A 26,010-nucleotide genomic window follows, 5' to 3' on the forward strand; every position below is an offset into this window, starting at 1 on the left:
CCAGCGCCAGGTTCTCGTTCGGGCAGGGACCTCGAAGCATTCGCCTTCTCGAACAGTCATCGCCTTCTCGGAAAGTCAGCAACTTTTCGAAAAGTCATCGGAAATCATGAAAGTAGGAGCCGGAGCAATCATGGTGGATCACGAGGTGAACGAACCCTCGGATGCCGATGGCTTCGCACACGTTCCCGTACTTCTGCATCGAGCCGTTGATCTTCTCGGCCCTGCCATCACAGCCGTCGGTGACGGTGGTGCGGGTGCCTACATGATCGACGCGACGTTGGGGCTCGGCGGCCACTCCGAATTCTTCCTCGGCAAGTACCCGGGCCTTCATCTCATCGGTCTCGACCGCGACACCAATGCACTCCGTATCGCTTCCGAACGTCTGGCGCCCTTCGCGGACCGAACCACGTTCGTGCACACCACGTATGACGGGATCGAAGACGCGCTCGAACAGGCCGGTCTGCCGTCAACGGAGGCGGTTCACGCGATCCTCTTCGATCTGGGTGTGTCGTCGATGCAGCTGGACGAAGCCGACAGAGGATTTGCGTACTCGATCGACGCACCTCTCGACATGCGAATGGATCAGACGGTCGGGCTGACCGCGGCAGAGGTTCTCAACACCTACAGCCACGGCGACCTTGCTCGCATTCTGAGCACGTACGGCGAAGAGAGGTTCGCCGGAAAGATTGCGTCCGAGGTCCTTCGGCAGCGTGAGCGTGAACCTTTCACCACCAGTGCAGCTCTGGTCGAGTTGCTGTACCGGACAATCCCGGCAGCCACGCGACGTACCGGTGGACACCCGGCCAAGCGCACCTTCCAAGCGCTGCGGATCGAAGTCAATGCCGAGTTGGACTCGCTTCGTGCAGCGGTGCCTGCCGGGCTCGACGCACTGGCAGTCGGTGGGCGAGTGGTGTTCATGTCCTACCAGTCGCTCGAGGATCGAGTTGTGAAGGCGGAGTTGGTTCCCCGCTCCAAGTCCACCAGTCCTGAAGGTCTGCCGGTCGAGTTGCCGGGTATGGGCCCGGAGTTCCGCATTCTCACCCGTGGCGCAGAACGTGCGTCCGAGCAGGAAATCGAAGAGAACCCACGATCAGCTCCGGTGCGTTTGCGTGCCGCAGAACGCATTTCCAGGAGGCGAGCATGAGTGGTCAGGGCAAATCCGGTGCAGCGCAACGCGCATACGAGAAGCGCACCGCACGGGCGGCCGGTCGGACCGGAACTGCTGCTCCTGCCGGACCGTCGATCTCTCCTCGGGCGATGCTCAAGGGGCGAGTACCGTTCGTGGCCTCCGTCATCGGACTTTTGTCGATCGGTCTTGCGGTGACTCTGTTGCTGACCACTCGCGCTGCCGAGGATTCGTACCAACTCAGTGATGCGCGTGCCTACAACCAGTCTTTGGTCGAGCAGAAGGCAGCGCTCGAACGTGACTTCCAGTCGCGTAACTCGGCTCCGGAGTTGGCAAATCAGGCCAGCGCTCTCGGCATGGTCCCGGCAAAGGATCCTGCACGCCTCGTGGTGCATCCGGACGGTTCGGTCGAGGTAGTCGGAACACCGACTCCCGCTACTGCCGGAGCGATGCCGCCGCTCGATGCGCCCACGTCGGTCCCCGCACCGACCTCGACACCACCGCGCACCACGACGCCGGTTGTTCCCGGAGCCACGCCGAGCGTTCCCAATAACACGCGAAATCTCGCGCAGAGTGAACAATTGGTTCCTGTGATCCCTACGACGACAGCACCCGCCACCACGACGGCGGTGCCTGCCCCGCCTGAGGAACGTCGGTGAGTCAGAACTCCCGTAACAACTCCGGTCGGCGTCCGCGCCGCTCGGCCACTGCCTCCTTTCCGTTTCGTCAGCGGATCGGTCGTATCACCATGTGTGGTGCGCTCGCCGTTGCGGCATTGCAGCTCTTGTGGATTCAGGGCATTGATGCGCCGAGTCTGGCCGCGGAGTCCGCGAATCAACGAACCACGACGCAGGTCGATCCGGCCGTACGTGGCTCGATTACCGACCGCAACGGAAACCCCCTCGCGTTCACCATGGAAGCCAAAGCGCTGACCTTCCAGCCGGTGCGGGTGCGCAAGGAGCTCGAGGAAGCGCGTGCGAAGAGCATCGAGCAGGGCGCCGAGGGCGACAAAGTGGCACCGGACGTCAGTGATCGCCTCGCCGAGATCGCAGCCGGAATCCACGCCGAACTCGGCGATACCGTTCCGGAAAAAGATCTGCTTCAGAAGATGAACAGCAACGAGACGTTCACCTACCTCGCGCGCAGCGTGGATCCGGCGGTTGCAGCCGAGATCTCGGACAAGTTCCGGGAGGTCGGCCTCGAGCGACAGGACATCCGTGAGTACCCCGGCGGTTCCTTGGCCGCGAATCTCGTCGGCGCGACAGGTTGGGACGGGCACGGGTTGCTCGGCCTCGAAGATTCGATGGACTCCACGCTCGCCGGCACAGATGGGTCCGAGACCTACGACCGCGGTTCCGACGGGGCCGTGATCCCCGGTAGCTGGCGTGACAAGCAACCGGCCGTGAATGGATCGGGCATCGAACTGACCATCGATTCGGATCTCCAGTTCTACGTTCAGCAGCAGGTTCAGATCGCCAAGGACAAGTCGGGCGCAAAGAACGCTTCGGTTGTGGTCATGGATTCCAAGACGGGGCAGGTGTTGGCCATGTCCAACGACAGCACCTTCAACCCCGCGATCGGCATCGACAAGAACGCGCCGACAGTCGAAATGGGCAATCCGTCGGTCAGCACACCGTTCGAACCCGGATCGGTGAACAAGATCGTCACCGCAGCAGCGGCCATCGAGGACGGTAAGACAACTCCAGACGAAGTTCTGCAGGTCCCGGGCAGCATCACGATGGCCGGCGCCACAGTCAAGGATGCGTGGGATCACGGTGTGGCTCCGTACACCTCTACCGGTGTGTTCGGAAAGTCCTCGAACGTCGGCACGTTGATGCTCGCTCAGCGAGTCGGCGAGGATCGCTACGCAGACATGCTGAACAGGTTCGGCCTCGGACAACGCACCGACGTCGGACTTCCCGGCGAGAGCGCGGGCAGCGTGCCGAGCCGCGACCAGTGGTCCGGCGGAACCTTCGCGAACTTGCCGATCGGGCAGGGTCTGTCGATGACAACCCTGCAGATGACGGGGATGTACCAGGCTATTGCCAACGACGGTGTGCGAATTCCTCCGCGGATCGTGAAGTCGACTGTCGATTCTTCCGGCGCTCGGGCCGAGACGCCGCAACCCGAAGGCGTCGAGGTGGTCAGCGCCCAGACAGCCGCGACGGTTCGGGACATGTTCCGATCGGTCACGCAGGAAGACACCGGCAACCAGCGGGGAACCGGTGTTGCCGCGGGCATCGAGGGATATCAGGTCAGCGGCAAGACGGGCACCGCGCAGCAGGTGGATCCGGCGTGCAAGTGCTACTCCAACTCCAACTACTGGATCACCTTCGCGGGAATCGCGCCCGCGGACAACCCTCGATTCGTGATCGGAATCATGCTCGACGCACCGGTTCGCGGCGTGGACGGCGGCGGCGGTCAATCGGCAGCGCCGTTGTTCCACAACATTGCCTCGTGGATGTTGCAGCGTGACAGTGTTCCGATGTCGCCGGACCCCGGTCGCAAGTTGGTGTTGCAGGCGGACTGATTGCGGGGTGTGGGGTTCGACACGGTCTTCTGGTTAATCCCGGACACGGTAATCTCAAACGCCGCAGTAATCTCATTCATTGCAGTGCCCCGAACTTTGCTTGCGCTGCGACCGACATAGACCAACGACAATTCCCAGGAGTCGAGTGACAGTGCCGAATCGTTTGCAATCGTCGAACTCGGACGGCGCTCCCGGGACGCGTCCGACACAACCGGTTGCGACCGCGGTCACGGCGCTGTCCGAACTGTCCGGGGCTCGCCTCGAATGGGTCGGACAACCGGGATCGCAGTCACCGGAGGTCATCGTCAAGGGCGTTGACCTGCGTGCACAGGGAATCGTGACCGATGACCTCTTCGCCGCTCTGCCCGGTGCCAGGACACATGGCGCTCAGTTCGCCGTCGACGCTCTGGGGCGTGGTGCGACCGCGATCTTGACCGACGAGGCCGGCCTCGAACTGATCGAGGCCGCTGACAAGGCGCCCGACCGGTCCGTCCCGGTTCTCGTTCATCCGAACCCGCGGGATGTACTCGGTGAGATCTCAGCGGAAATCTACGGCCGACCTTCAGAGAAGATGCAGGTCGTCGGCATCACCGGCACGTCCGGCAAGACCACGACGTCGTACCTGCTCGAAGCAGCGATTGCCGGAGCCGGCCGCAAGCCCGGCCTGGTGGGCACCATCGAGACTCGCATCGACGGCCGCAGGGTCCCCAGCGCGCTGACCACGCCGGAAGCTCCGCAACTGCATGCTCTGTTCGCCGTGATGGCGGAGCAGGGGATCGACACTGTCGTCATGGAGGTGTCCAGTCACGCGCTCGCTCTCGGACGCGTCGACGGCATCCGCTTCGACATCGGCGCATTCACCAATCTTTCGCAGGACCACCTCGATTTCCATCGGGACTTCGAGGAGTACTTCCAGGCCAAGGCTCGGTTGTTCGATCCCGAGTCGACGGTGCGAGCCGAGCATGCCGTCGTCTGCGTCGACGACGTATGGGGTCGACGGATGGCCGAGTTGGCCGCGACCGACGAGAGCGATGCAGTGACCACGGTCTCGACCTCGACGGCCGAGGCCGAGTGGAAGGTCGGCGCAGTCGAGGTTGCCGAGGACGGCTCACAGACTTTCGAGTTGGTCGGCCCGGACGGACAATCATGGCCGGTCTCGCTTCGCCTCCCCGGGCGATACAACGTGGCCAACGCTGCGCTGGCGTTGACCGTCAGTTTTGCTGCCGGCCTCGATCCGGACGCCGCTGTTCGGGCGCTCGGAACGGTGGATGTCCCGGGACGAGTTCAGCGGATCGACCGTGGGCAGAGCTTTCTCGCCGTGGTCGACTACGCGCACAAGCCGGCAGCGCTCGAAGCCGTGATCGCCACGCTGCGCAACCAGGTTCCCGGCCGAGTTGCCGTGGTGGTCGGTGCGGGCGGAGATCGCGACGCCGGCAAACGGAGTCTCATGGGCGAAGCGGGTGCGCGAGGTGCAGATCTGCTGATCGTCACCGACGACAACCCACGCACCGAGGACCCGGCGAAGATTCGCGCTTCGGTGATGCAAGGCGCCATGGACGTGCCCGAGTCCGAACGCGGTGAGGTTCGTGAAGTGGGGGACCGGGCTACCGCGATCGAGCAAGCGGTCCGGTGGGCGCAGCCAGGAGATGTTGTCCTGGTGGCAGGCAAAGGCCACGAGGTAGGTCAAGAAATCGACGGGGTCAAACACCCGTTCGACGACCGCGAGGTGTTGGGCGAAATGATCGGCCGATTCGCGATCAACACGGCACATGGAGGCAAGCAATGATCCCGATGACGCTCTCTCGGATCGCCGAGATCGTCGGAGGAACCCTGCACGACGTCGACGATTCGTCGACGCAGGTGACTGGAACCGTCGAATTCGATTCGCGCAAGGTCAGTCCAGGTGGGCTTTTCCTCGCACTACCCGGCGCGCGCGTCGACGGTCACGATCACGCAGAAGCTGCGGTGGCAGCAGGCGCCGTGGCGGTACTCGCGGCGCGGCCGGTCGGAGTGCCGGCGATCGTCGTTCCTTCGGTGCCGAACGACGGTCCCAGTGCGGTGATGCTGCTCGAACACGACACCGACGGATCCGGGGCCGCAGTCCTGCACGCCCTCGGTCTTCTGGCCCGAGCAGTTGTCGACGAACTGGCAACTGATGGAACAGCAACCGATGGTGGGCTGACGCTGGTCGGTGTCACCGGTTCTGCGGGCAAGACCTCGACCAAGGACCTGATTGCAGCGCTGTTGCGCGAGCGCGGTGAGGTGGTTGCGCCGCCCGGATCGTTCAACAATGAACTGGGTTTGCCGTGGACGGTCCTCCGCGCGGACGCGAAGACTCGCTTCCTGGTCCTTGAGATGTCGGCACGCGGGGTCGGCCACGTCGGCGAGCTGACCAGGATTGCGCCGCCGAAGATCGGCGTCGTTCTCAACGTCGGTACCGCTCACCTCGGCGAATTCGGTTCGCGTGAAGCGATCGCTGTCGCCAAAGGTGAACTGGTGGAAGCACTCCCGTCGGCAGCCGACGGTGGAGTTGCGGTACTCAACGCCGACGACCGCATGGTCGCCGCCATGGCGAGTCGAACCAAGGCCCGGATCGTATTCGTCGGCCAGTCGGAAGACTGCGACGTTCGGGCGACCGACGTGGTCGTCGACGATCAGGCCCGGGCTTCCTTCACACTGAACTGTTCGCAGGGTTCGGCGCGTATTCGCCTGGCCGTCCACGGCGAACATCACGTGAGCAATGCTCTTGCCGCTGCGGCTGTCGCGCTCGAGAACGGCCTCGCGGTTGAAGACATCGCGCGTGTCCTCGAGGGTACGAAGGCGGCGTCCGCGAGGCGGATGGAAGTTACCGAGCGCGCCGACGGCGTCACCGTTGTCAACGACAGTTACAACGCCAATCCCGATTCCATGCGCGCCGCCCTCAAAGCGTTGGTGTCCATGGCACGATCGGATCGGCACTTCGGGCGTCGTAGCTGGGCTGTGCTCGGTGAGATGGGTGAACTCGGGCCGGAATCGGTGGTCGAGCACGACGCGATCGGTCGCCTTGCCGTCAGGCTCGACGTCAGCAAGTTGATCGTCGTCGGAACGGGCCGCACCTCGCGTGCGATGCATCAAGGAGCGGTGATGGAGGGGTCGTGGGGTGACGAGTCCGTCGTCGTGCCCGACGCAGCCGCGGCAATTGCCATCCTCGAAGCGGAACTCGAACCCGGCGATCTCGTGCTGGTGAAGGCGTCCAAGTCGGTTGAACTGTGGACGGTCGCCGAAGCAATTCTGGCCGCAACGCCCGGCGCCGACGGCGAGAACACTGACGGCGAGAACAGCGGGGATTCGCAGTGATCCAGATTCTTCTCGCCGCAGGCATCGCGCTCGCGGTCTCCATCATGCTCACGCCGATCCTGATCAAGGCGTTCTCGAAACAAGGCTTCGGGCAGGAGATCCGAACCGAGGGTCCGGCCAGTCACCAGGCCAAGCGCGGGACTCCCACCATGGGCGGCGTCGCGATCCTGACCGGAATCTGGGCCGGCTATCTCGGCTCCCACCTCATCGGTCTCGGCATGGACAACGCGGAGGGGCCCTCGGCGTCCGGCCTCCTCGTTCTGGGTCTGACCACAGCTCTCGGCGGAGTCGGTTTCCTCGACGACTTCATCAAGATCCGCAAGCAGCGCAATCTCGGGCTGAACAAGACAGCGAAGCTGGTCGGTCAGTTCGTCGCAGCCATTGCCTTCGGTATCTTGGCCCTTCAGTTCCGCGGTGACGACGGGCTGACTCCGGGCAGTGTTCATCTGTCGTACGTTCGCGACATCGCCACCGTCTCACTCGGTTCCGTGGTCTTCATCGCGTTCTGCTACCTACTGGTCAGCGCCTGGTCCAATGCCGTCAACCTGACCGACGGCCTGGACGGTCTGGCCGCCGGAGCGATGAGTTTCGTTCTCGGCGCCTACGTCATCATCACGTTCTGGCAGTTCCGTTACTCGTGTGAAACCAACCCCGGCAAGGGTTGCTACGACGTCCGCGATCCGCTCGATCTTGCGGTGCTCTGCGCTGCCGGCGCCGGCGCGTGCATCGGTTTCCTCTGGTGGAACGCCGCACCCGCAAAGATCTTCATGGGCGACACCGGTTCTCTTGCCCTCGGCGGCATGCTCGCCGGATTGTCGATCACCACCAGCACGGAACTGTTGATGGTTGTCATCGGTGCACTGTTCGTCGCGGAGGCCGCGTCGGTGGTGATCCAGGTAGCGGTGTTCCGGTCCAGCCGACGGCGAGTCTTCCGAATGGCGCCGTTCCATCACCACTTCGAACTCGCCGGGTGGGCTGAAACCACGGTGATCATCAGATTCTGGTTGCTGGCGGCTATCGCGTCGGCTATCGGACTGGCACTCTTCTACAGCGAATATCTCGCAGCGCTCGGAGGCTGAAAACCATGACCAGCTCAGCGGATTCCGAGAACGATCTGTCCTGGCTCCGCGGTAAGCGCGTGCTGGTCGCCGGTGGGCGGGTGTCCGGTCAAGCGACCATCGAGCCTCTTGTCGCTCTCGGCGCTGTCGTGACGGTTGCCGATTCGACCCTGGACTTCGCGGAGCGCTGCGCCGAACTCGGCGCGGACATGGTGACCACGACCTCGATCGAGGATGCCCCGGATTCGATCACCGAGTACGGGCTCGTTGTCACCAGTCCCGGCTTTCGGCCGGATGCACCGATCCTTGCAGCGGCCGCCGGTCATGGGATCCCGATTTGGGGAGACGTCGAGTTCTCCTGGCGTGTCGACCACAGCGGTCACTTCGGCGCACCGCGTAAATGGCTGGTTGTGACGGGGACCAACGGAAAGACCACGACGACGTCGATGCTGGCCTCGATTCTCGACGCCGCCGGAGTTGTCGGCCGAGCCTGCGGGAACATCGGCCTGCCGATACTCGACGCGCTCGCCGAAACGTCACCGCGCGTGGAGTATCTCGCTGTCGAACTGTCGTCGTTCCAATTGCACTGGGCGCCTTCGGTGCGTCCGGATGCCGGCGTGGTCCTCAACGTCGCCGAGGATCACCTCGACTGGCACGGCGGAATGAGCGCGTACGCCGAAGCCAAATCGCGGGCACTGAGTGGAAAGGTCGCTGTGGTCGGCCTCGATGACGCGATCGCTTCCGAGCTGGGAACTCGCGCTGATGCAGACATTGTCACCGGGTTCAGATTGGGTGAACCGGGCGAAGGAGAACTGGGTGTCGACGCGGGATACCTCGTCGACAATGCTTTCGGCGATCACGTCCGCTTGGCCGAAGCGGCGTCCATAGATCCGGCCGGCCCGGCCGGCGTTATGGACGCGCTCGCCGCTGCTGCCTTGGCGCGGGCACTCGGATTCGAAGCAGGCGTCGTCGAGCGCGGTCTGGCCGCACACAAGGTCGGTCCACACCGCGGGGCCCTGGTCGGTCGTGTCGGGTCCGTTGTGTACATCGACGATTCCAAGGCCACCAATCCACACGCAGCCAGACCGTCGATACTCGCGCACGATCGCGTCGTCTGGATTGCGGGCGGTCTGCTCAAGGGAGCAAGCGTCGACCAGTTGGTGAGCGAAGTCGGTCCGCGACTCTCCGGCGCTGTCCTTCTCGGCCGTGACGCTGGTGTGATCGAGGACGCGCTCGCGCGACACGCGCCCGATGTTCCCGTGGTGCACGTGATGTCGGGGGACGATGCAGTAGTGAGCGAAAACAGCAGCAACTCGACTCTCACCATCCGGCTGCCGTCGGGTGCCGACGCAGATGCCGTCATGGCCGCAGTCGTGGTCGAAGCTGCCGAGTTGGCATCCCCAGGTGACGCCGTTGTACTCGCGCCGGCCGCCGCGTCCTTGGATATGTTTGTCAGCTACGGACACCGCGGTGACAGCTTTGCCGCCGCAGTAGCCGCGCTACCCGATCCGTATACAGATTCGCCTGGCGAAGCCGGGAACCTGCGATGACCAAGGGTCCCAAGACCCGAATCGGTGCCTGGTTGGCGCGGCCGTTGGCGTCGTTCCACCTGGTGGTGACGATTGCCACGATGTTGACTGTCTTGGGGCTCGTGATGGTTCTGTCGGCGTCGAGCGTCGAGCAATATGTGTCCGGCGGCTCGGCATATTCCTTGTTCACCCAGCAGCTGATCTTCGCGATCCTCGGTGCGGTGCTCTTCTACGTCGCGCTGCGGATTCCGGCGAGAGTGCTCCGGCAGTATTCCTTTCCGCTGTTTGTCGTCGTGCTGATAATGCTGGTACTCGTCCTGATTCCGGGAATCGGCACCGAAGCGCAGGGCGCGCGTCGCTGGTTCAACGTCGGTGGATTCTCGGTGCAGCCCTCGGAAATCATGAAGGTCGCGTTGGCGATCTGGGGCGCCCATCTGTTGGCCTCGAGGCGGCCGGACGACCGATCCGTGAAGTCGATCCTGATTCCGCTCGTACCCGCCGCGATGCTGGTCTTCGCCCTGGTCGTCGCGCAGCCGAACCTCAGTACGACCATCGCATTGGGAATCATCGTCGGGGCCCTGCTGTGGTTCGGTGGGCTGCCACTGAAGCTCTTCGGCTCGATCGCGTTGACGGGGGTCGTCGTGGCGGGCGTGCTGGCCATGACGGCCGGTTATCGTTCCGATCGAGTTCAGGCCTTCTTCAACAAGAGCGATGACCTGCAGGGCAACAACTACCAGGCCAAGCAGGCTCTGTATTCGCTCGCCGACGGCGGCTTGCTCGGTCGCGGACTCGGGCAGAGCGTCGCCAAATGGAACTACCTACCCAACGCTCACAACGACTTCATCTTCGCGATCATCGGCGAAGAGCTGGGATTTGTCGGCTGTGCGGTCGTGATCGGGTTGTTCGCCGTATTCGTGTACACGGGATTGCGGATCGCAGCCCGCAGCATCGATCCGTTCTGGCGGCTCCTGTCGGCCACCGCAACTACCTGGATCGTCGGCCAGGCAATGATCAACATCGGCTACGTCATCGGACTGCTGCCGGTGACCGGACTCCAGTTGCCGTTGGTCTCCGCCGGCGGTTCGTCCTTGGCGATCACACTGTTCATGTTCGGTGTCATCGCCAATGCTGCTCGCCACGAGCCCGAAGCGGTTGCCGCTCTGAACTCCGGGCAGGACGGCAAGATCTCGAAGTTGCTCAAACTCCCCAAGCCGGTGCTGTACCACCCTCCGTCAGGGGGTCGGCCGATCCGTCGACCGAAGCCGACGCGGCAGATCGAACCGGCTCGCGGACGCGACGGCCGGCGTGCGATCGAGACGGGTGATCGACGCACGCGGGCAGGTCAAGGCGCTCGTACTTCCACGGATTCCAACCGAGGTGCGGCCGCTGGGTCACGGAAGCGCACCGCGGGAGGGCAGAATGGTCAGCGTCGGCAGGCGCCGACACGTAGGGCACAAGATCCACGAGAAGTTCGAGAGCGAGGAATTCGTAGGTGAGCGGCAACAAATCGGCTCTGTCGGTAGTGGTGGCAGGGGGAGGCACGGCTGGTCACATCGAACCCGCTCTTGCGGTCGCGGACGCGGTCAGGGCCGCTCAGCCCGACACCCGGATCACTGCACTCGGGACTGCGCGTGGTCTCGAAACCACCTTGGTGCCTGCCCGCGGCTACACGCTCGAGCTCATTCCGCCGGTTCCGCTTCCTCGTAAGCCCACGATGGATCTCGTCAAACTGCCGACACGCATCCTCGCGTCGGTGCGCAAGACCCGCGAGGTACTCGATTCCGTCGACGCCGACGTGATTGTCGGCTTCGGTGGCTACGTCGCGCTTCCGGCGTACCTTGCCGCCCGTGGTGGTGTTCTTCGTCGCCGACGCAAGATTCCGATCGTCATCCACGAAGCAAACGCCAGTGCCGGAATTGCGAACAAGATCGGTGCTCGCCTGGCGACGCGCGTGCTTGCCGCCGTTCCGGGGTCAGGTGTGAAGAATCGCGGCGATCAGGACGCCGAGATCGTCGGCATTCCGGTCCGGGCGTCGATCGCCAATTTCGATCGAGCGGGACTTCGCTCGCAAGCGCGCGAGTACTTCGGACTGCCGCAGGACGGTCCCGTTCTGCTCGTCTTCGGCGGATCACAGGGCGCGAAGTCGCTCAACGACGCGGTCTCCGGCGCTGCCCAGGAACTCGCGAAAGCGGGGATCTCGGTGCTGCACGCACACGGACCCAAGAACTCCCTCGAGGTCACGCAGTACTCGGAGACCGCACCGTACGTGGCTGTTCCTTATCTTTCGCGGATGGATCTCGCGTATGCCGCAGCCGACGCGACGATCTGTCGTTCTGGCGCGATGACGGTCGCTGAGGTCTCGGCGGTCGGGCTTCCGGCCGTCTACGTTCCGCTGCCGCACGGAAACGGTGAGCAGGAGCTCAACGCGAAACCCGTTGTCACAGCTGGCGGCGCGATCATCGTCTCCGACAACGAGCTCACGCCGACGTTTGTCGCCGGTACCGTCGTCCCGATGCTGAGTGACAGCGCGCGCCTCGACAAGATGAGCAGTGGCGCTGCCAATGTCGGACACCGCACGGCGGCAACCGAGATCGCACGGATCGTGCTCGACATCGCGGCAAAGGAAAACGCCGTCCAGGAAAACGCAAGGGGAAACCGATGACCGCGCTGCCCGCCCACCTCGAGCGAGTACACATGGTCGGAATCGGCGGTGCCGGCATGTCCGGCATCGCGCGAATTCTGCTTTCCCGCGGAGGCCTCGTCTCGGGTTCGGACGCGAAGGAGAGCCGAGGAGTCCTGGCGCTTCGTGCACGCGGGGCGCAGGTGCGGATCGGCCACGACGCCGATGCTCTCGACCTGCTGCCAGGCGGGCCGACCGTCGTCGTCACGACCCACGCGGCCATCCCGAAGGACAACCCGGAACTCGTCGAGGCCGCTCGCCGCGGAATCCCGGTGATTCTTCGGCCGGCCGTCCTTGCCTCACTGATGCAGGGCAATCGCACGTTCCTGGTTTCGGGTACACACGGCAAGACGTCGACGACCTCTATGCTCGTGGTCGCCCTGCAGCACTGTGGTTTCGACCCCTCGTTTGCCGTTGGCGGCGAACTCAACGAAGCGGGAACGAATGCCCATCACGGCAGCGGTGACGTCTTTGTCGCCGAGGCGGACGAGAGTGACGGGTCGCTCCTGCAGTACGACCCCAACGTCATCGTCGTGACCAACATCGAGGCCGATCACCTCGACTACTTCGGCAGCGTCGAAGCGTATGTGAAGGTGTTCGACGATTTTGTCGACAAGCTACGCCCGGGCGGGCTCCTGATTGTCTGCCTCGACGATCCGGGATCGGCGGATCTCGCGAAGCGCATCGTGGCCTCGGGTCGTTCGGACATCCGGGTGCTCGGTTACGGATCCGCGGATGCGCAGGAAGTGGAGGCCGGCACTGCCTTCGAGCCTGTCGACGGTGTCGAGGTCGGAGTCCGACTACTGGGATTCCACGCACACGACGTCGGGGGAGTCCTGCAGTTCCACCTGGCGGGGGAGAGCGCTGCGCGAACCGTGCGGATGGCAGTGCCGGGTCGGCACATGGCGCTCAATGCGCTTGCCGCCCTGCTGGCCGCCCGGGACGCCGGAGCCGAGACGGAGGAAATCGTCGAGGGGCTCGCCGGATTCGGTGGCGTCCACCGCCGGTTCCAGTTCACGGGGCGCGAGCGTGGTGTCCGGGTGTTCGACGACTACGCACACCATCCGACCGAAGTTCGCGCGGTCCTCGGCGCGGCAGCGGATCTGGTTCGACCGGAAGATGATTCGTCGTCGACCAATTCGGCAGCCGGACGCGTGATCGTGGTATTCCAACCTCACCTCTATTCGCGCACAGCCGCGTTCGCCGAGGAATTCGCGCAGGCACTGGACTTGGCCGACGAGGTAGTGGTTCTCGACGTCTACGGCGCTCGCGAAGAGCCGATGCCGGGCGTCAGCGGTGCGCTGGTCGCTCAATCGGTCACCAAACCTGTTCACTATCAACCTGATCTGTCCCAGGCACCGAAGCAGGTTGCGGCGTTGGCTCACCCCGGCGACATCGTCATCACGATGGGCGCAGGTGATGTGACCATGCTCGGTAAACAGATCCTCGATGCTTTGCGTTCGGCGCCGCATCCCGCACCGCGATGACACCCGACGCACGAAGTCGGCGCGGGCGTCGAGATCCTCAAGCCAGACGCGCCACCAGTTCGCGCCGGCGCAGTACTCGCACCGAATCGCGATACTCGACGCGGTCGACGGAGCCGGCTCCCGAACCCACACCGACTCGTAAGTGGTTCAAGCGACCGCTGATCGTGGCACCGCTGGCAATCGTGCTGGTGGTGGGAATTGCGCTGACGGCCTGGTTGTCTCCGGTGCTCTCGGTCCGGGGCACCGAAGTTCTCGGTGCGACGACCGTCAGTGAGGAACAGATCCTTTCACTCCTGGCCGTACCGACCGGTCAGCCGTTGATGCGGGTCGATACCGGCGCAGCCGCCGCACGAGTCGCGACGATTCCGAAGGTGGCCTCGGCCCGGGTGCAGCGGATGTATCCGTCGACCATCCGCGTCACAGTTACCGAACGGGTACCGGTTGTCTTCGTCGACTCCCCCGAGGGCGCACACCTGCTGGACGAGAAGGGCGTCGACTTCGAGATGGGCGTCCCACCGCCTGGGGTACCGCGCCTGGTGACACCGACACCCGGGTGGAACGACGAGCCCACGCTCGCCGCTCTCGAGGTGTTGTCGGTGTTGCCGCCGGATCTGAGGTTTCAGGTGGGAGAGGTTGCCGCTCGGTCGATTTCGAGTGTCACGCTGACCCTGCTCGACGGTCGCGTCGTAAACTGGGGCGGTGTCGAGCACTCGGATCGCAAGGCTGCCGTGACGCTTCCGCTGTTGACCCAGCCGGGACAGACGTACGACGTGTCCAGTCCCGATCTTCCGACGGTGCGGTAGCGCACGGTGCGCTCGTGCGTCAGTGCGTGGCAAATACTTCGGTGTGTCTCGGCGCGCCTAATGGCGGAACGCGACGACGGTGCATAGCGTTTCGTTTCAGATCGAATACTTGACATAACTCTAACCCTGTGGTTGAGGTTTAGGGTTTATCTCGAACAACAGCAGTAACAAAGCCCCAGCAGTTACAGAGCCCCACAAGTTACACAGCCAGCAGCAGTAAAAAGACAGCAGCACTGACAAGCAGCGTGAAACACGACACGGAAGGCGAGAGCCGATGACGCCCCCGCACAACTACCTCGCCGTAATCAAGGTCGTCGGCATCGGCGGCGGCGGCGTGAACGCAGTCAACCGCATGATCGAACAAGGACTCAAGGGAGTCGAGTTCATCGCGGTCAACACGGACGCGCAAGCCCTTCTGATGAGTGACGCCGACGTCAAGCTCGACGTCGGTCGTGAATTGACCCGTGGCCTCGGCGCCGGTGCTGATCCTGAAGTGGGTCGCAAGGCAGCCGAAGATCACAAGGACGAGATCGAAGAGGTCATCAAGGGCGCCGACATGGTGTTCGTGACCGCAGGCGAGGGTGGTGGCACCGGAACCGGTGGTGCCCCTGTCGTGGCAAGCATCGCCCGGAAGCTGGGCGCACTCACCGTCGGTGTCGTGACACGACCGTTCTCCTTCGAAGGCAAGCGTCGTGGGGGACAGGCCGATACCGGAATTCAGGCGCTCCGCGAGTCCTGCGACACGCTGATCGTCATTCCGAACGATCGCTTGCTCCAGTTGGGTGATGCCGCAGTCAGCCTGATGGACGCGTTCCGCAGCGCCGACGAGGTTCTCCTCAACGGCGTCCAGGGCATCACGGACCTCATCACCACCCCGGGTCTGATCAACGTCGACTTCGCGGACGTCAAGGGTGTCATGTCCGGCGCCGGCAGTGCGTTGATGGGCATCGGTTCCTCACGTGGTGAGGGGCGCGCGATCAAGGCGGCGGAATCCGCGATCAATTCGCCTCTCCTCGAAGCATCGATGGAAGGCGCCCGCGGCGTTCTCCTGTCGATCGCCGGTGGCAGCGATCTCGGCCTCTTCGAGATCAACGAGGCGGCGTCGCTGGTTCAGGAAGCCGCCCACATCGACGCCAACATCATCTTCGGAACGGTCATCGACGATTCGCTCGGTGACGAGGTTCGTGTGACGGTCATCGCTGCGGGATTCGACGGTGGAGCTCCGGCTCGTCGTCCCGTGGAGTCGACCGCGCAGGGACGTGGAGCGATCGGCGCCGGGCGCGCAGGTGAGGTCGGCCGGTCACCGGTTGCCGCCGAACCTGCTGGCGAGCAGCCGATTTCCGCGGCGCGCGAGACTATCGGTTCGGGCAGCTTGCCTCCGATCGGTGGCCCACGCCACGCGCCGGTCCAGGAAGACGAGGGCGACGACGACGTCGATGTTCCCGTCTTCATGCGTCGCTGACGTAGGGCTACAAACAGTTTCGAGAACAGGGTGCCCGGAATTTCTGGGTACCCTGTTCTTGACTGGATGTCCGGTCACGTCTGAGCCGGACGACAACTTTCGACGTTTGTGAGCACACTTATCTTGAGTACCGAGAAGTCGACCACCCGCACCCGCATTCGCCGCGTCGTGACCAGCCGAGCCGGCGGTGTTTCCGCGTCGCCGTACGAGTCGTTCAATCTCGGCGATCACGTCGGAGACGATCCGGCAGCCGTCGATGCGAATCGTCGTCGTCTGGCACGCGAAATAGGCGTCGAGCCCGACCATCTCGTGTGGATGGAACAAATCCATTCGCGCAACGTCACTGTCGTGACGGAACCGACCGACGAGGTCATTCCGGTGACGGATGCTCTGGTCACCACCGTTCCCGGCCTGGCGCTCGCCACCCTCAGCGCAGACTGTGTTCCTGTTCTTCTCTCCGACGAGGAGGCCGGTGTCATCGCGGCCGTTCATGCCGGACGGATCGGTGCCCGCATCGGTATCGTCCCGCGCGTCCTCGCGGAGATGGTGCGACAGGGCGCGGAGGTCTCGCGTATCGGCGCCTTCCTCGGTCCGGCGGCGAGCGGACGCCAGTACGAGGTTCCCGCCTCGATGCGTGCGGACGTGGAAAAGCACTTGCCGGGCAGCGCAACTCGCACCGAGAAGGGCACTCCGGGACTCGATCTGCGTGCGGGACTGCGTAAGCAGTTGCTCGCCGCGGGTGTGTCCGGTGTCGCCGAGGACCCGCGGTGCACGATCGAGGATCGCGCGCTGTTCAGTCATCGCCGAGAATCACTGACCGGACGTCAAGCTGCAGTGATCTGGATGGAAGCGCCCGCAGCGCCGGAAACCGTCTAGGCAGAAATGCGACAGACAGAATTGCGGCTGACAGAAATATCGACGGCACTCGACTCGGTGAGGGCGCGACTGGCCGCCGCGTGCCTTGCTGCCGGTCGCGAAGTTTCCGACGTCGCACTGCTGCCAGTTACCAAATTCTTTCCGGCGTCCGACGCCCGAATGCTGTACGGACTGGGTTGCCGTGAATTCGGTGAGTCTCGTGAGCAGGAAGCAGTGGAGAAGGTCGCGGACTTCGACGGCGCTGCTCGCAGCGGTGCGATCGATGATCCGGTTCGCTGGCACATGATCGGACAGTTGCAGCGCAACAAAGCTCGGTCGGTAGCGAAGTGGGCCTACGCAATTCACTCGGTGGACAGTGCGCGGTTGGCCGATGCACTCGATCGGGCGGCGCTCGGCGCTTTGTCCGACGGCGAGCGCAGGGCGCCGCTGCGGGTGCTCATCCAGGTAAGTCTCGACGGAGACCCTGCGCGTGGCGGAGTTCCGACGGGGGAGTTAACCCCTCTTGCCGAGCGGATCGAATCAGCCGAAGGTCTCGAATTCGCGGGACTGATGGCCGTCCCGCCACTTGGATCAGATCCGGACGAGCAGTTCGAAATCCTCCGCAGGGCACATCTTTTGATTCTCGAATCGCATCCCCGGGCAACCGAACTCTCCGCCGGTATGACCGGCGACCTGGAGGCTGCAGTGCGCCACGGTTCCACGTGCGTGCGTGTCGGAACCGCACTGCTCGGCTCACGACCAGTAATCTCGAGGTGATCGCTCAGGTGATCGCCCAACCCGTCCACACCGCTGCGACCGGTCGCAGTCGGATTGATTCCGCCGCGCCAAGGAAGGTCGATCAATGAGCAACCTGCATAAGTTCAAGGCTTACTTCGGCATGGTTCCCCTCGATGACTACGAGGACGAATACGTGGAGGAGCCCGATCAGGCTCGCCGCGCACCCCGTCGTAGTCACGACGGCTATGCCGAGCGCGACGACCGTGAGTTCGTCGAACCTGCCTTCTCGAAGGCGAGCTACGCGCCCAGTCGTCGTGACGAAGAGGACGCGGAGTTCGATCGCTACGATTCCCGGCCCCGCGTCGACACCGTTCCCAGCCGCAGTAGCCGCCCGGCGATGGCGCCGCGTCCGGCCAGCCGCGGCAACCTCGCAGTCGACGCGCGTGCCGAGCGGCCCGAAGCGCGACGTGCGCCGGTTGTCGACGACGGCGGCCCGCTCGCCAAGATCACGACATTGCGTCCGCAGAGCTACGCAGAGGCCCGCACCATCGGTGAGCGTTTCCGCGACGGCACGCCCGTCATCATGGATCTGGTCGACATGAGCAACGCCGACGCGAAGCGTCTGGTCGATTTCGCGGCCGGCCTGGCGTTCGCATTGCGTGGTTCTTTCGACAAGGTAGCTACCAAAGTGTTTCTTCTCTCACCGGCTGACATCGACGTTTCCGCTGAGGAACGTCGTCGGATCGCCGAGACGGGTTTCTACAGCCAGAAATGATGGTCTCGACCGCAGTCCGGCCCCTGAGCAGGGGTGACGTGAGCACATTCGAACGGCGACCCGTCTCGGCGGGCGCCGCATTCGGACCCATCGCCGGCCGTTACAAGACGGACTCGATGCGGACCGGTTCCGGAATTGCTGCGGTGTGTCTGTTTTGGACACAACGCAGAAGTCAGGCAGAGTGAGGGTGTGGACGCGCTTCTCTCTGTGATCTATCTGGTGCTGGTTGTCTTCTGGCTGTTGCTGATCGGCAGAGTGATCGTCGAGTTCGTTCGTTCGTTTGCCAGAGATTGGCGACCGACCGGATTGGTCGCAGTCATTCTCGAAACCATTTTTACGATCACCGATCCTCCGGTGAAACTGCTCCGCAGGTTGATCCCCCCGATCAACCTCGGTGGAGTTCGCTTGGATCTATCCATCATGGTCTTGCTTTTCATCGTCATCATCCTGATGTCGGTTGTTCGCTGAGCGCAGTCCGAGTGTGTGGTGTGCCAGAATGGAACCCATAACTCATACGGTGGTTCGCCACTACGTAGACTGTGTTGCAACTGAATGCTTGCTAGACCGCCAAATGACGCGTGAAGGGATCCTTCCATGCCGCAACTGACTCCAGCTGACGTGCACAACGTTGCGTTCAGCAAGCCGCCTATCGGCAAGCGTGGCTACAACGAGGACGAGGTCGACGCATTCCTCGACCTCGTCGAGCAGGCGCTGTCGCAGCTCATCGAAGAGAATGCGGACCTGCGCCAGCGCGTAGGTGAGCTGGATCAGGAGCTCGCGGCTGCCAAGAAGTCGCCGGCACCTGCTCAGCAGGCAGCACCCGTCGCAGCGCAGCCCAAGCCGGAGCCCGCTCGGGTCGTCGAACCGCCCAAGCCTGCACCCGTTGCAGCTCCGGTTCCCGCCGCCGCTGCCGTTGCAGCGCCGCAGAGTGGCGACACCCACATGCAGGCCGCAAAGGTCCTCGGACTGGCTCAGGAGATGGCGGATCGCCTCACCAACGATGCCAAGACCGAATCCGAGCAGCTGCTCGGCAGTGCTCGCACCAACTCCGAGCAGCTCATGAGCGAGGCTCGCAGCAAGGCCGACGGCATGATCGCGGATGCGCGCAACAAGTCGGAGGCAATGCTCACCGACGCTCAGACTCGCTCCGAGACTCAGCTTCGCCAGGCTCAGGAGAAGGCAGACGCTCTCAAGGCGGACGCCGAGAAGAAGCACACCGAAATCATGGCGACCATCAACCAGCAGCGTTCGGTCCTCGAGGGCCGTATCGAGCAGCTCAAGACGTTCGAACGCGAGTACCGGGTGCGCCTGAAGTCCTACCTGGAATCGCAGCTCGAAGAGCTCGAGCAGCGTGGCTCGGCCGTACCGGTCGACGGTGGACAGGATTCCTACAGCCCGTCCTTCGCCAAGGGAAACAGCTGACCGAGAGCGCCCCGTCGGCTCAGCGATCGGACCGGACAAAGGTTGATACGTGCTGGTCGTGACGTTGGTCCTCGCGGGAGTTGGCTTCGCACTCCTGATCGTTGCCCTGACCACAGGGTCGTTGATCTGGGCGTGGGCATGTATCGCGATTTGTGTAGCAGGTGCCGTCCTCCTGCTGGTCAGTGCGCTGACCAGCAGGAAGGCGGTTCCTTCGTTGGATGACCCGATATCGGGTAGCGAAATGTCGTCGCCTTACGGTCGAGCCGAGAATTCCTCGGATTCCTCTACCGGTGATGCAGCCACTGCCAACGATGACAATCCGGGCAATCATGGCGAATCGTCGGGCGGCAAGTCCTAGGCCCCACCGACAAGTCCTAGGCAGTACCGACACGTCCTAGGGGCAAGTATTAGACTGTCGATCACGAATACCTGGCTTTGATCCGGCAATCACCGGGGAGCTTTCGGAAGAACGGTTCTCGACGCTTTCACGCGTGCCGAGAACCCAGTAGAACCGAACGGGTGAGCCCGTCACAGCTCGATCGAGTGGCAGTTCGAGATCCAAGCGTGAAAGCGCGGATCTGCGGGATGCAAACGGGGTGGTACCGCGGTGTCGGCGCACAAGCGCCACGTCGTCCCCGTGCCGAGTCCGACTGGCACGAGGAGATCGCCATGGCGAGTAACGGGTATCCCAAAGTCGACTACGGTGTCCCCGCCGACACCGGAGTCAAGTTCCCCGATCTGGAACAGAAGGTCCTGAAACAGTGGGACGACGACGACACCTTCCGTGCGTCGGTTTCCAATCGGGACGGTAACGAAGAGTTCGTTTTCTACGACGGACCGCCATTCGCCAACGGTTTGCCGCATTACGGCCACCTGCTGACGGGGTACGTCAAGGATCTGGTGCCGCGCTTCCAGACCATGCGTGGACGCAAGGTCGAACGACGATTCGGCTGGGATTGCCACGGCCTTCCCGCAGAACTCGAAGCGGAGAAGCAGCTCGGTATCAAGGACAAGGCCGAGATCGAAGTCATGGGTCTGGCCAAGTTCAACGAGTACTGCAAGGCCTCGGTGCTCAAGTACACCGACGAGTGGCGCGACTATGTCACCCGCCAGGCACGTTGGGTCGACTTCGACAACGACTACAAGACCCTGGACGTCGACTTCATGGAGTCCGTCATGTGGGCCTTCAAGGAGCTGCACGACAAGGGCCTGATCTATCAGGGCTTCCGCGTGCTGCCCTACAGCTGGTATGAGCAGACTCCGCTGTCCAATCAGGAGACTCGCCTCGACGACGCGTACAAGATGCGTCAGGATCCCGCCGTTACGGTCGACATGCAGCTGGTCGCTCCGGGTTCGCCACTCGACGGCGCAAACGCGATCATCTGGACCACGACCCCGTGGACACTGCCGTCCAACTTGGCCACTGCGGTGCATCCCGAGGTCGACTACGTCCAGGTGCTCGGCGAGGACGGAAAGCGGTACGTGCTCGCAGAAGCACGGGTAGCTCATTACGCTCGCGAGCTGGGGGAGGACCCCGAGGTCGTTTCCCGTCACAAGGGCACCGAGCTGGTCGGCCTGTCGTACACACCGCCGTTCGACTTCTTCCTCGGACACCCGAACGCGCACGTCGTGCTCGCGGCCGACTACGTGACAACCGACTCCGGAACCGGAATCGTCCACCTCGCACCGGCTTTCGGTGAAGAGGATATGGACGTGGCAACGGCCAACGGTATCGAGGTCGTGCAGCCGCTCGATCCGGGTGGAAAGTTCACCTCGATGGTTCCGCCGTACGAGGGCCTGATGGTGTTCGACGCCAACCCGGTCATCATCAAGGACCTCAAGGCGGCCGGAAAGCTGCTGCGGCACGAGACGATCGAGCACTCCTACCCGCACAGTTGGCGCAGTGGACAGCCGCTCATCTACATGGCGGTTCCCTCGTGGTTCGTCGCGGTCACCAAGTTCCGCGATCGTATGGTCGAGCTGAACAAGGACATCACGTGGGTGCCCGAGCACATCCGTGACGGCCAGTTCGGCAAGTGGCTCGAAGGTGCACGCGACTGGAACATCAGCCGAAACCGTTACTGGGGCAGCCCGATCCCGGTGTGGGTGTCGGACGATCCGCAGTACCCGCGCACGGACGTGTACGGATCGCTCGATCAGTTGGAGGCAGACTTCGGTGTGCGCCCGACCGATCTGCATCGCCCGATGATCGACGACCTGGTCCGCCCGAACCCGGACGACCCGACCGGGAAGTCGATGATGCGCCGAGTTCCCGAAGTGCTCGACTGCTGGTTCGAATCCGGTTCGATGCCGTATGCGCAGGTGCACTACCCATTCGAGAACCGTGAGTGGTTCGAGGGTCATTTCCCGGGCGATTTCATCGTCGAGTACAACGGTCAGACCCGTGGTTGGTTCTACACGCTGCACGTACTGGCCACCGCACTCTTCGATCGTCCGGCTTTCAAAACCGTTGCCGCACACGGAATCGTGCTTGGTGACGACGGACTGAAGATGAGCAAGTCCAAGGGCAACTACCCGGACGTGAAGGAGGTGTTCAACCGCGACGGTAGCGATGCGATGCGATGGTTCCTGATGTCCTCGCCGATCCTGCGCGGTGGAAACCTCATCGTGACCGAGCAGGGCATCCGCGAAGGGGTACGTCAGGCGTTGCTCCCGCTGTGGAACGCCTGGAGCTTCCTGCAGTTGTACGCGCCGGAATCCGGTGTGTGGCGTACCGATTCGGAGAACATCCTCGATCAGTACATCCTGGCCAAGCTCGCCACCACCCGCGACGTGATCACCGAGGCCCTCGAGGTCAACGACATCGCCGGCGCGTGCGACGAGCTTCGGTTGTTCTGTGACGCGCTCACCAACTGGTATGTGCGACGGTCTCGTTCGCGGTTCTGGGACGAGGATCGCGACGCGATCGACACCCTGCACACCGTGCTCGAGGTCGTGACGCGTCTCGCTGCGCCGCTGTTGCCGCTGGTGTCCGAGGTGATCTGGCGCGGACTGACCGGGGAACGCTCGGTTCACCTGGCTGATTGGCCGGAGGAGTCTGAGCTCCCCGCGAACCCCGAGTTGGTAGCGGCGATGGACGACGTACGGACCGTGTGCTCCACGGTGCTGAGTCTGCGCAAGGCGCAGAATCTGCGCGTTCGTCTTCCGTTGCCCGAGGTCACGGTTGCGGCGCCCGACGCCGAGCGTCTGCGTCCGTTCCTCGGACTGATCGCCGACGAGGTCAACGTCAAGAAGGTCGATCTGACCGATGACGTCGACGTGCACGGGCGCTTCGAGATCGCGGTGAACGCGCGTGCTGCAGGACCGCGTCTGGGCAAGTCCGTTCAGACCGTCATCAAGGCGGTCAAGGCGGGCGACTGGACCGAGAATGCGGACGGCGTCGTGGTTGCGGCCGGCATCGAACTGCTGCCCGAGGAGTACACGCAGAAACTGGTTGCGGCCGAGCCGGATTCGACAGCTGCACTGCCGGACGGCGCGGGACTCGTCGTACTCGATTCCGTCGTGACGGAGGAACTCGAAGCCGAGGGTTGGGCGAAGGACCGTATCCGCCAATTGCAGGACGCACGCCGTGCCGCAGGTTTGGACGTCTCGGACCGGATCAAGGTCGTGCTCGAGGTTCCGCAGGACTGCAAGGAATGGGCCGAGCGTCATCGGGAAATGATCGCCGGTGAGGTTCTGGCAACCTCGTTCTCGGTGGGTGAAGCGGGAGACGACGCCGTCGATCTCGGCGACGGTATCCGCGCCGCGATCACGAAGGTCTAGTACCGACGCAACTACTCCGGCTCCCCGATGAAGGTCAGTATGTCGGGGTGCCGGAGTAGTTTGCTCTCATGAGTACGAGCAAGGAAACCGTGGCGCGCATTCTCGAGCAGTTGGAACCGCTCGACGTGCGGGCAAGGGCGATGTTCGGCGAGTACGGATTGTATTGCGACGAGAAGATCGTGGGTTTGATCTGCGCAGACGTACTGTTCGTCAAACCCACCGAGGTCAGTGCTGAGTTCGGATCAGAGCGTGATCTGGCTCCGCCGTATCCAGGGGCAAAGGATTACTACCGGGTTCCGGAGGAAAAGCTGCAGGACGTCGATCATCTGCACGCCTTCATCCAACGGACTGCCGACGTATTACCCCTGCCGAAGAAGAAGTCGCCCAAGAAAAAGGCGCGGACGTAAATTCGGCACCCACTTGTGAGAGAACCGTAACTCCCGATGAATCAAGATGACCCCACACGAAGTCGCAGGTGGGTGCTGCATCTCGACATGGACGCGTTTTTCGCTTCCGCCGAGCAGTTGACCCGTCCCACGCTGCGAGGTCGCCCGGTCCTGGTCGGCGGCTTGGGCGGGCGCGGGGTGGTGGCCGGGGCAAGTTACGAAGCGAGAGTTTTCGGTGCGCGATCGGCAATGCCGATGCACCAAGCGCGCCGCATGGTCGGCGGCGGAGCGGTGGTATTGCCGCCTCGGATGTCGTTGTATTCGGTTCTGAGCAAACGCACCTTCGACGCGTTGCGCCTTCGCATGCCGATCCTCGAGCAGTTGTCGGTGGACGAGGCCTTCGGTGAACCGGTCGAATTGGCCGGCGTCGGCGCCGATGAGGTCCGCGCGTTTTGCGAGGATTTGCGGGCGTTGATCAAAGCCGAGACCGGGTTGGTCGCCTCGATCGGCGCTGGGGCAGGTAAGCAGGTGGCCAAGATTGCGTCGGGACTGGCAAAGCCCGACGGCGTCGCGGTGATTCCTCCCGGGATGCAGCGCGAGTTGCTCGATCCACTTCCGGTGCGAAAGCTGTGGGGGATCGGTCCCGTCGCCGAGGAAAAACTCAAGCGTCTCGGCATTGAAACCATCGGTGGGTTTGCCCGCACACCCACGGCGGAGGTGGCGTCGATACTGGGGACCACCGTCGGACCGGGGTTGCATCGCCTCGCACAGGGGATCGACGACCGACCGGTCGCCGAGCGTGCCGAATCCAAGCAGATCAGCGCGGAATCCACGTTCGCCGCCGACATCGTCACGATGGCGCAACTGCGCGCGGCCGTCGAAAGTAGTGGTCGTGCAGCATTTTCCAGGCTGGAGAAGGACGGAAGAGCGGCCCGTACCGTCGTACTGAAGCTCAAGAAGTCCGACATGAGTGTCTTGACTCGATCCGTGACGTTGCCGTTTGCCACCATCGACCGCCAAATCCTTATCGCCACCGCGCAGAAACAGGTCATCGACCCGCAGGAGTTGGGGCCGATTCGCCTGGTCGGTGTGGGATTCGCCGGTTTGTCCACCGTTCGCCAAGGATCACTTTTTCCCGAGTTGGATCAGGACGTTCCCGGCTATCCGGTCGAGACTCTCACCGGCGCCCTCGATGAGACCGAGCTCGACGCTCCGGTGGCCGCACGTGTCCCTCAGCGCTACTGGCACCCCGGTTTGGACGTCAAGCATCCAGAATACGGACACGGTTGGGTGCAGGGCGCGGGGCACGGTGTGGTGACGGTTCGCTTCGAAACCCGTTCCAGCGGAACGGGAATAGCCAAAACCTTCGCCGAATCCGATGAGGTACTCGAAGTAGCAGATGCGGTCGACAGCCTTCTCTGAGGATGTCCTTAGACTTTTTCCGCTTACCGTTGGGTAATGTTGTCGACGATCCTCGAGCAAGCACGTTGTTCGACTGACGCTCGAATGTGAACACCCGAATGGATAGGACTGAGAAGTTGAAGCTTCAGAAGATGACCGTTGCAGCCGTGGCGATCGCAGCAGCCCTGACGATGACTGCATGTAGCTCGGGTGAAAAGGAAGAATCACCCACCACGACGTCGAAGACGACCACCACCACGGCGGCTCCGACCACCGTTGAACTGCCGACGTCTGCCGAGCTCAACGGCAAGGTCGCTCAGGCACTCGACGAGTCCGTTCCGGGTGCCGACAAGGTCAACCTCGTCCAGGGCGCCGAGGAGGATCCCGAGCTGATCAACCAGGTCGCCGCTGCCGCGAAGGCTGCCGGCGCACAGGTCGAGATCCTCGACCCGGTCACTGACACGGGCAGCGACACGGCAGCCGCTTCGCTGAACATCGTCGTCAACGGTCAGCCGCTGCAGCAGGGCCTGCAGGCTTCGTTCGTCTACGAGGACGGCGTCTGGAAGCTCTCGAAGACCACCGCGTGCCAGATCGTCGGCGTTGCAGGTCTGACCTCGCCTGCTTGCGCTGCTTGATCTC

Annotated in this window: 22 protein-coding genes; all 22 read left to right on the top strand. The window is 63.4% G+C overall.

What is annotated here, in order from left to right:
* Positions 1 to 130 precede the first annotated feature (130 nt).
* Positions 131 to 1,144 (top strand): 16S rRNA (cytosine(1402)-N(4))-methyltransferase RsmH, encoded by a 1,014-nt coding sequence (rsmH, locus tag QM716_RS12295; protein WP_283304388.1) that lies wholly within the window; start codon positions 131 to 133, stop codon positions 1,142 to 1,144.
* Positions 1,141 to 1,785, top strand: coding sequence for a cell division protein FtsL (gene ftsL, locus QM716_RS12300; RefSeq protein WP_283304389.1), 645 nt, complete (start codon positions 1,141 to 1,143; stop codon positions 1,783 to 1,785). The genes rsmH and ftsL overlap by 4 nt, the downstream gene beginning before the upstream one ends.
* The gene (locus QM716_RS12305) at positions 1,782 to 3,656 is read left to right on the top strand and encodes a peptidoglycan D,D-transpeptidase FtsI family protein (RefSeq protein WP_283304390.1); all 1,875 of its coding nucleotides are present in this window, start codon (positions 1,782 to 1,784) and stop codon (positions 3,654 to 3,656) included. Before ftsL ends, QM716_RS12305 begins: the two co-directional genes overlap by 4 nt.
* Before the next feature lie 151 nt (positions 3,657 to 3,807).
* Positions 3,808 to 5,442 carry a UDP-N-acetylmuramoyl-L-alanyl-D-glutamate--2,6-diaminopimelate ligase gene (locus tag QM716_RS12310; RefSeq protein WP_283304391.1) on the top strand — a complete coding sequence of 545 codons (1,635 nt, stop codon included), beginning with the start codon at positions 3,808 to 3,810 and terminating at the stop codon, positions 5,440 to 5,442.
* Positions 5,439 to 6,992 carry a UDP-N-acetylmuramoyl-tripeptide--D-alanyl-D-alanine ligase gene (locus tag QM716_RS12315; protein WP_283304392.1) on the top strand — a complete coding sequence of 518 codons (1,554 nt, stop codon included), beginning with the start codon at positions 5,439 to 5,441 and terminating at the stop codon, positions 6,990 to 6,992. The genes QM716_RS12310 and QM716_RS12315 overlap by 4 nt, the downstream gene beginning before the upstream one ends.
* The gene (gene mraY, locus QM716_RS12320) at positions 6,989 to 8,071 is read left to right on the top strand and encodes a phospho-N-acetylmuramoyl-pentapeptide-transferase (RefSeq protein WP_003941699.1); all 1,083 of its coding nucleotides are present in this window, start codon (positions 6,989 to 6,991) and stop codon (positions 8,069 to 8,071) included. Before QM716_RS12315 ends, mraY begins: the two co-directional genes overlap by 4 nt.
* Before the next feature lie 5 nt (positions 8,072 to 8,076).
* On the top strand, positions 8,077 to 9,600 hold the full coding sequence (murD, locus tag QM716_RS12325) for a UDP-N-acetylmuramoyl-L-alanine--D-glutamate ligase (RefSeq protein ID WP_283304393.1): 1,524 nt from the start codon (positions 8,077 to 8,079) through the stop codon (positions 9,598 to 9,600).
* The gene (gene ftsW, locus QM716_RS12330; protein WP_283304394.1) at positions 9,597 to 11,075 is read left to right on the top strand and encodes a putative lipid II flippase FtsW; all 1,479 of its coding nucleotides are present in this window, start codon (positions 9,597 to 9,599) and stop codon (positions 11,073 to 11,075) included. Before murD ends, ftsW begins: the two co-directional genes overlap by 4 nt.
* Positions 11,072 to 12,241 (top strand): undecaprenyldiphospho-muramoylpentapeptide beta-N-acetylglucosaminyltransferase, encoded by a 1,170-nt coding sequence (murG, locus tag QM716_RS12335; RefSeq protein WP_283304395.1) that lies wholly within the window; start codon positions 11,072 to 11,074, stop codon positions 12,239 to 12,241. Before ftsW ends, murG begins: the two co-directional genes overlap by 4 nt.
* The gene (gene murC / locus QM716_RS12340; protein ID WP_283304396.1) at positions 12,238 to 13,746 is read left to right on the top strand and encodes a UDP-N-acetylmuramate--L-alanine ligase; all 1,509 of its coding nucleotides are present in this window, start codon (positions 12,238 to 12,240) and stop codon (positions 13,744 to 13,746) included. The genes murG and murC overlap by 4 nt, the downstream gene beginning before the upstream one ends.
* The gene (locus tag QM716_RS12345; protein ID WP_283304397.1) at positions 13,743 to 14,549 is read left to right on the top strand and encodes a cell division protein FtsQ/DivIB; all 807 of its coding nucleotides are present in this window, start codon (positions 13,743 to 13,745) and stop codon (positions 14,547 to 14,549) included. The genes murC and QM716_RS12345 overlap by 4 nt, the downstream gene beginning before the upstream one ends.
* A gap of 274 nt (positions 14,550 to 14,823) precedes the next feature.
* Positions 14,824 to 16,011, top strand: coding sequence for a cell division protein FtsZ (gene ftsZ / locus QM716_RS12350; protein WP_230813510.1), 1,188 nt, complete (start codon positions 14,824 to 14,826; stop codon positions 16,009 to 16,011).
* 108 nt (positions 16,012 to 16,119) lie between these two features.
* The gene (gene pgeF, locus QM716_RS12355) at positions 16,120 to 16,887 is read left to right on the top strand and encodes a peptidoglycan editing factor PgeF (protein WP_283304398.1); all 768 of its coding nucleotides are present in this window, start codon (positions 16,120 to 16,122) and stop codon (positions 16,885 to 16,887) included.
* 6 nt (positions 16,888 to 16,893) lie between these two features.
* Positions 16,894 to 17,643: a YggS family pyridoxal phosphate-dependent enzyme gene (locus QM716_RS12360; protein ID WP_283304399.1), complete on the top strand. Its 750-nt coding sequence runs from the start codon at positions 16,894 to 16,896 to the stop codon at positions 17,641 to 17,643.
* A gap of 85 nt (positions 17,644 to 17,728) precedes the next feature.
* On the top strand, positions 17,729 to 18,379 hold the full coding sequence (locus QM716_RS12365; protein WP_003941752.1) for a cell division protein SepF: 651 nt from the start codon (positions 17,729 to 17,731) through the stop codon (positions 18,377 to 18,379).
* Positions 18,380 to 18,568: 189 nt separating this feature from the next.
* Positions 18,569 to 18,847: a YggT family protein gene (locus tag QM716_RS12370; protein WP_003941780.1), complete on the top strand. Its 279-nt coding sequence runs from the start codon at positions 18,569 to 18,571 to the stop codon at positions 18,845 to 18,847.
* A gap of 126 nt (positions 18,848 to 18,973) precedes the next feature.
* Entirely contained in the window at positions 18,974 to 19,801 is an 828-nt protein-coding gene (wag31, locus tag QM716_RS12375; protein WP_003941722.1) for a DivIVA-like cell division protein Wag31, read from the top strand.
* Positions 19,802 to 19,850: 49 nt separating this feature from the next.
* Positions 19,851 to 20,159 (top strand): hypothetical protein, encoded by a 309-nt coding sequence (locus QM716_RS12380; RefSeq protein ID WP_283304400.1) that lies wholly within the window; start codon positions 19,851 to 19,853, stop codon positions 20,157 to 20,159.
* A 311-nt stretch (positions 20,160 to 20,470) separates the two neighbouring features.
* Positions 20,471 to 23,584 (top strand): isoleucine--tRNA ligase, encoded by a 3,114-nt coding sequence (gene ileS, locus QM716_RS12385; RefSeq protein ID WP_283304475.1) that lies wholly within the window; start codon positions 20,471 to 20,473, stop codon positions 23,582 to 23,584.
* A gap of 68 nt (positions 23,585 to 23,652) precedes the next feature.
* On the top strand, positions 23,653 to 23,991 hold the full coding sequence (locus QM716_RS12390) for a TfoX/Sxy family protein (protein ID WP_283304401.1): 339 nt from the start codon (positions 23,653 to 23,655) through the stop codon (positions 23,989 to 23,991).
* Between the two features lie 36 nt (positions 23,992 to 24,027).
* Entirely contained in the window at positions 24,028 to 25,392 is a 1,365-nt protein-coding gene (locus QM716_RS12395; protein ID WP_283304402.1) for a DNA polymerase IV, read from the top strand.
* A 116-nt stretch (positions 25,393 to 25,508) separates the two neighbouring features.
* A complete protein-coding gene (locus QM716_RS12400) occupies positions 25,509 to 26,006 on the top strand; it encodes a WKL family lipoprotein (RefSeq protein WP_283304476.1) in 498 nt (165 codons plus the stop codon).
* The last annotated feature ends 4 nt before the right edge of the window (positions 26,007 to 26,010 follow it).

This window comes from Rhodococcus sp. IEGM 1409, assembly GCF_030056735.1.
GTDB lineage: Bacteria > Actinomycetota > Actinomycetes > Mycobacteriales > Mycobacteriaceae > Rhodococcus_F.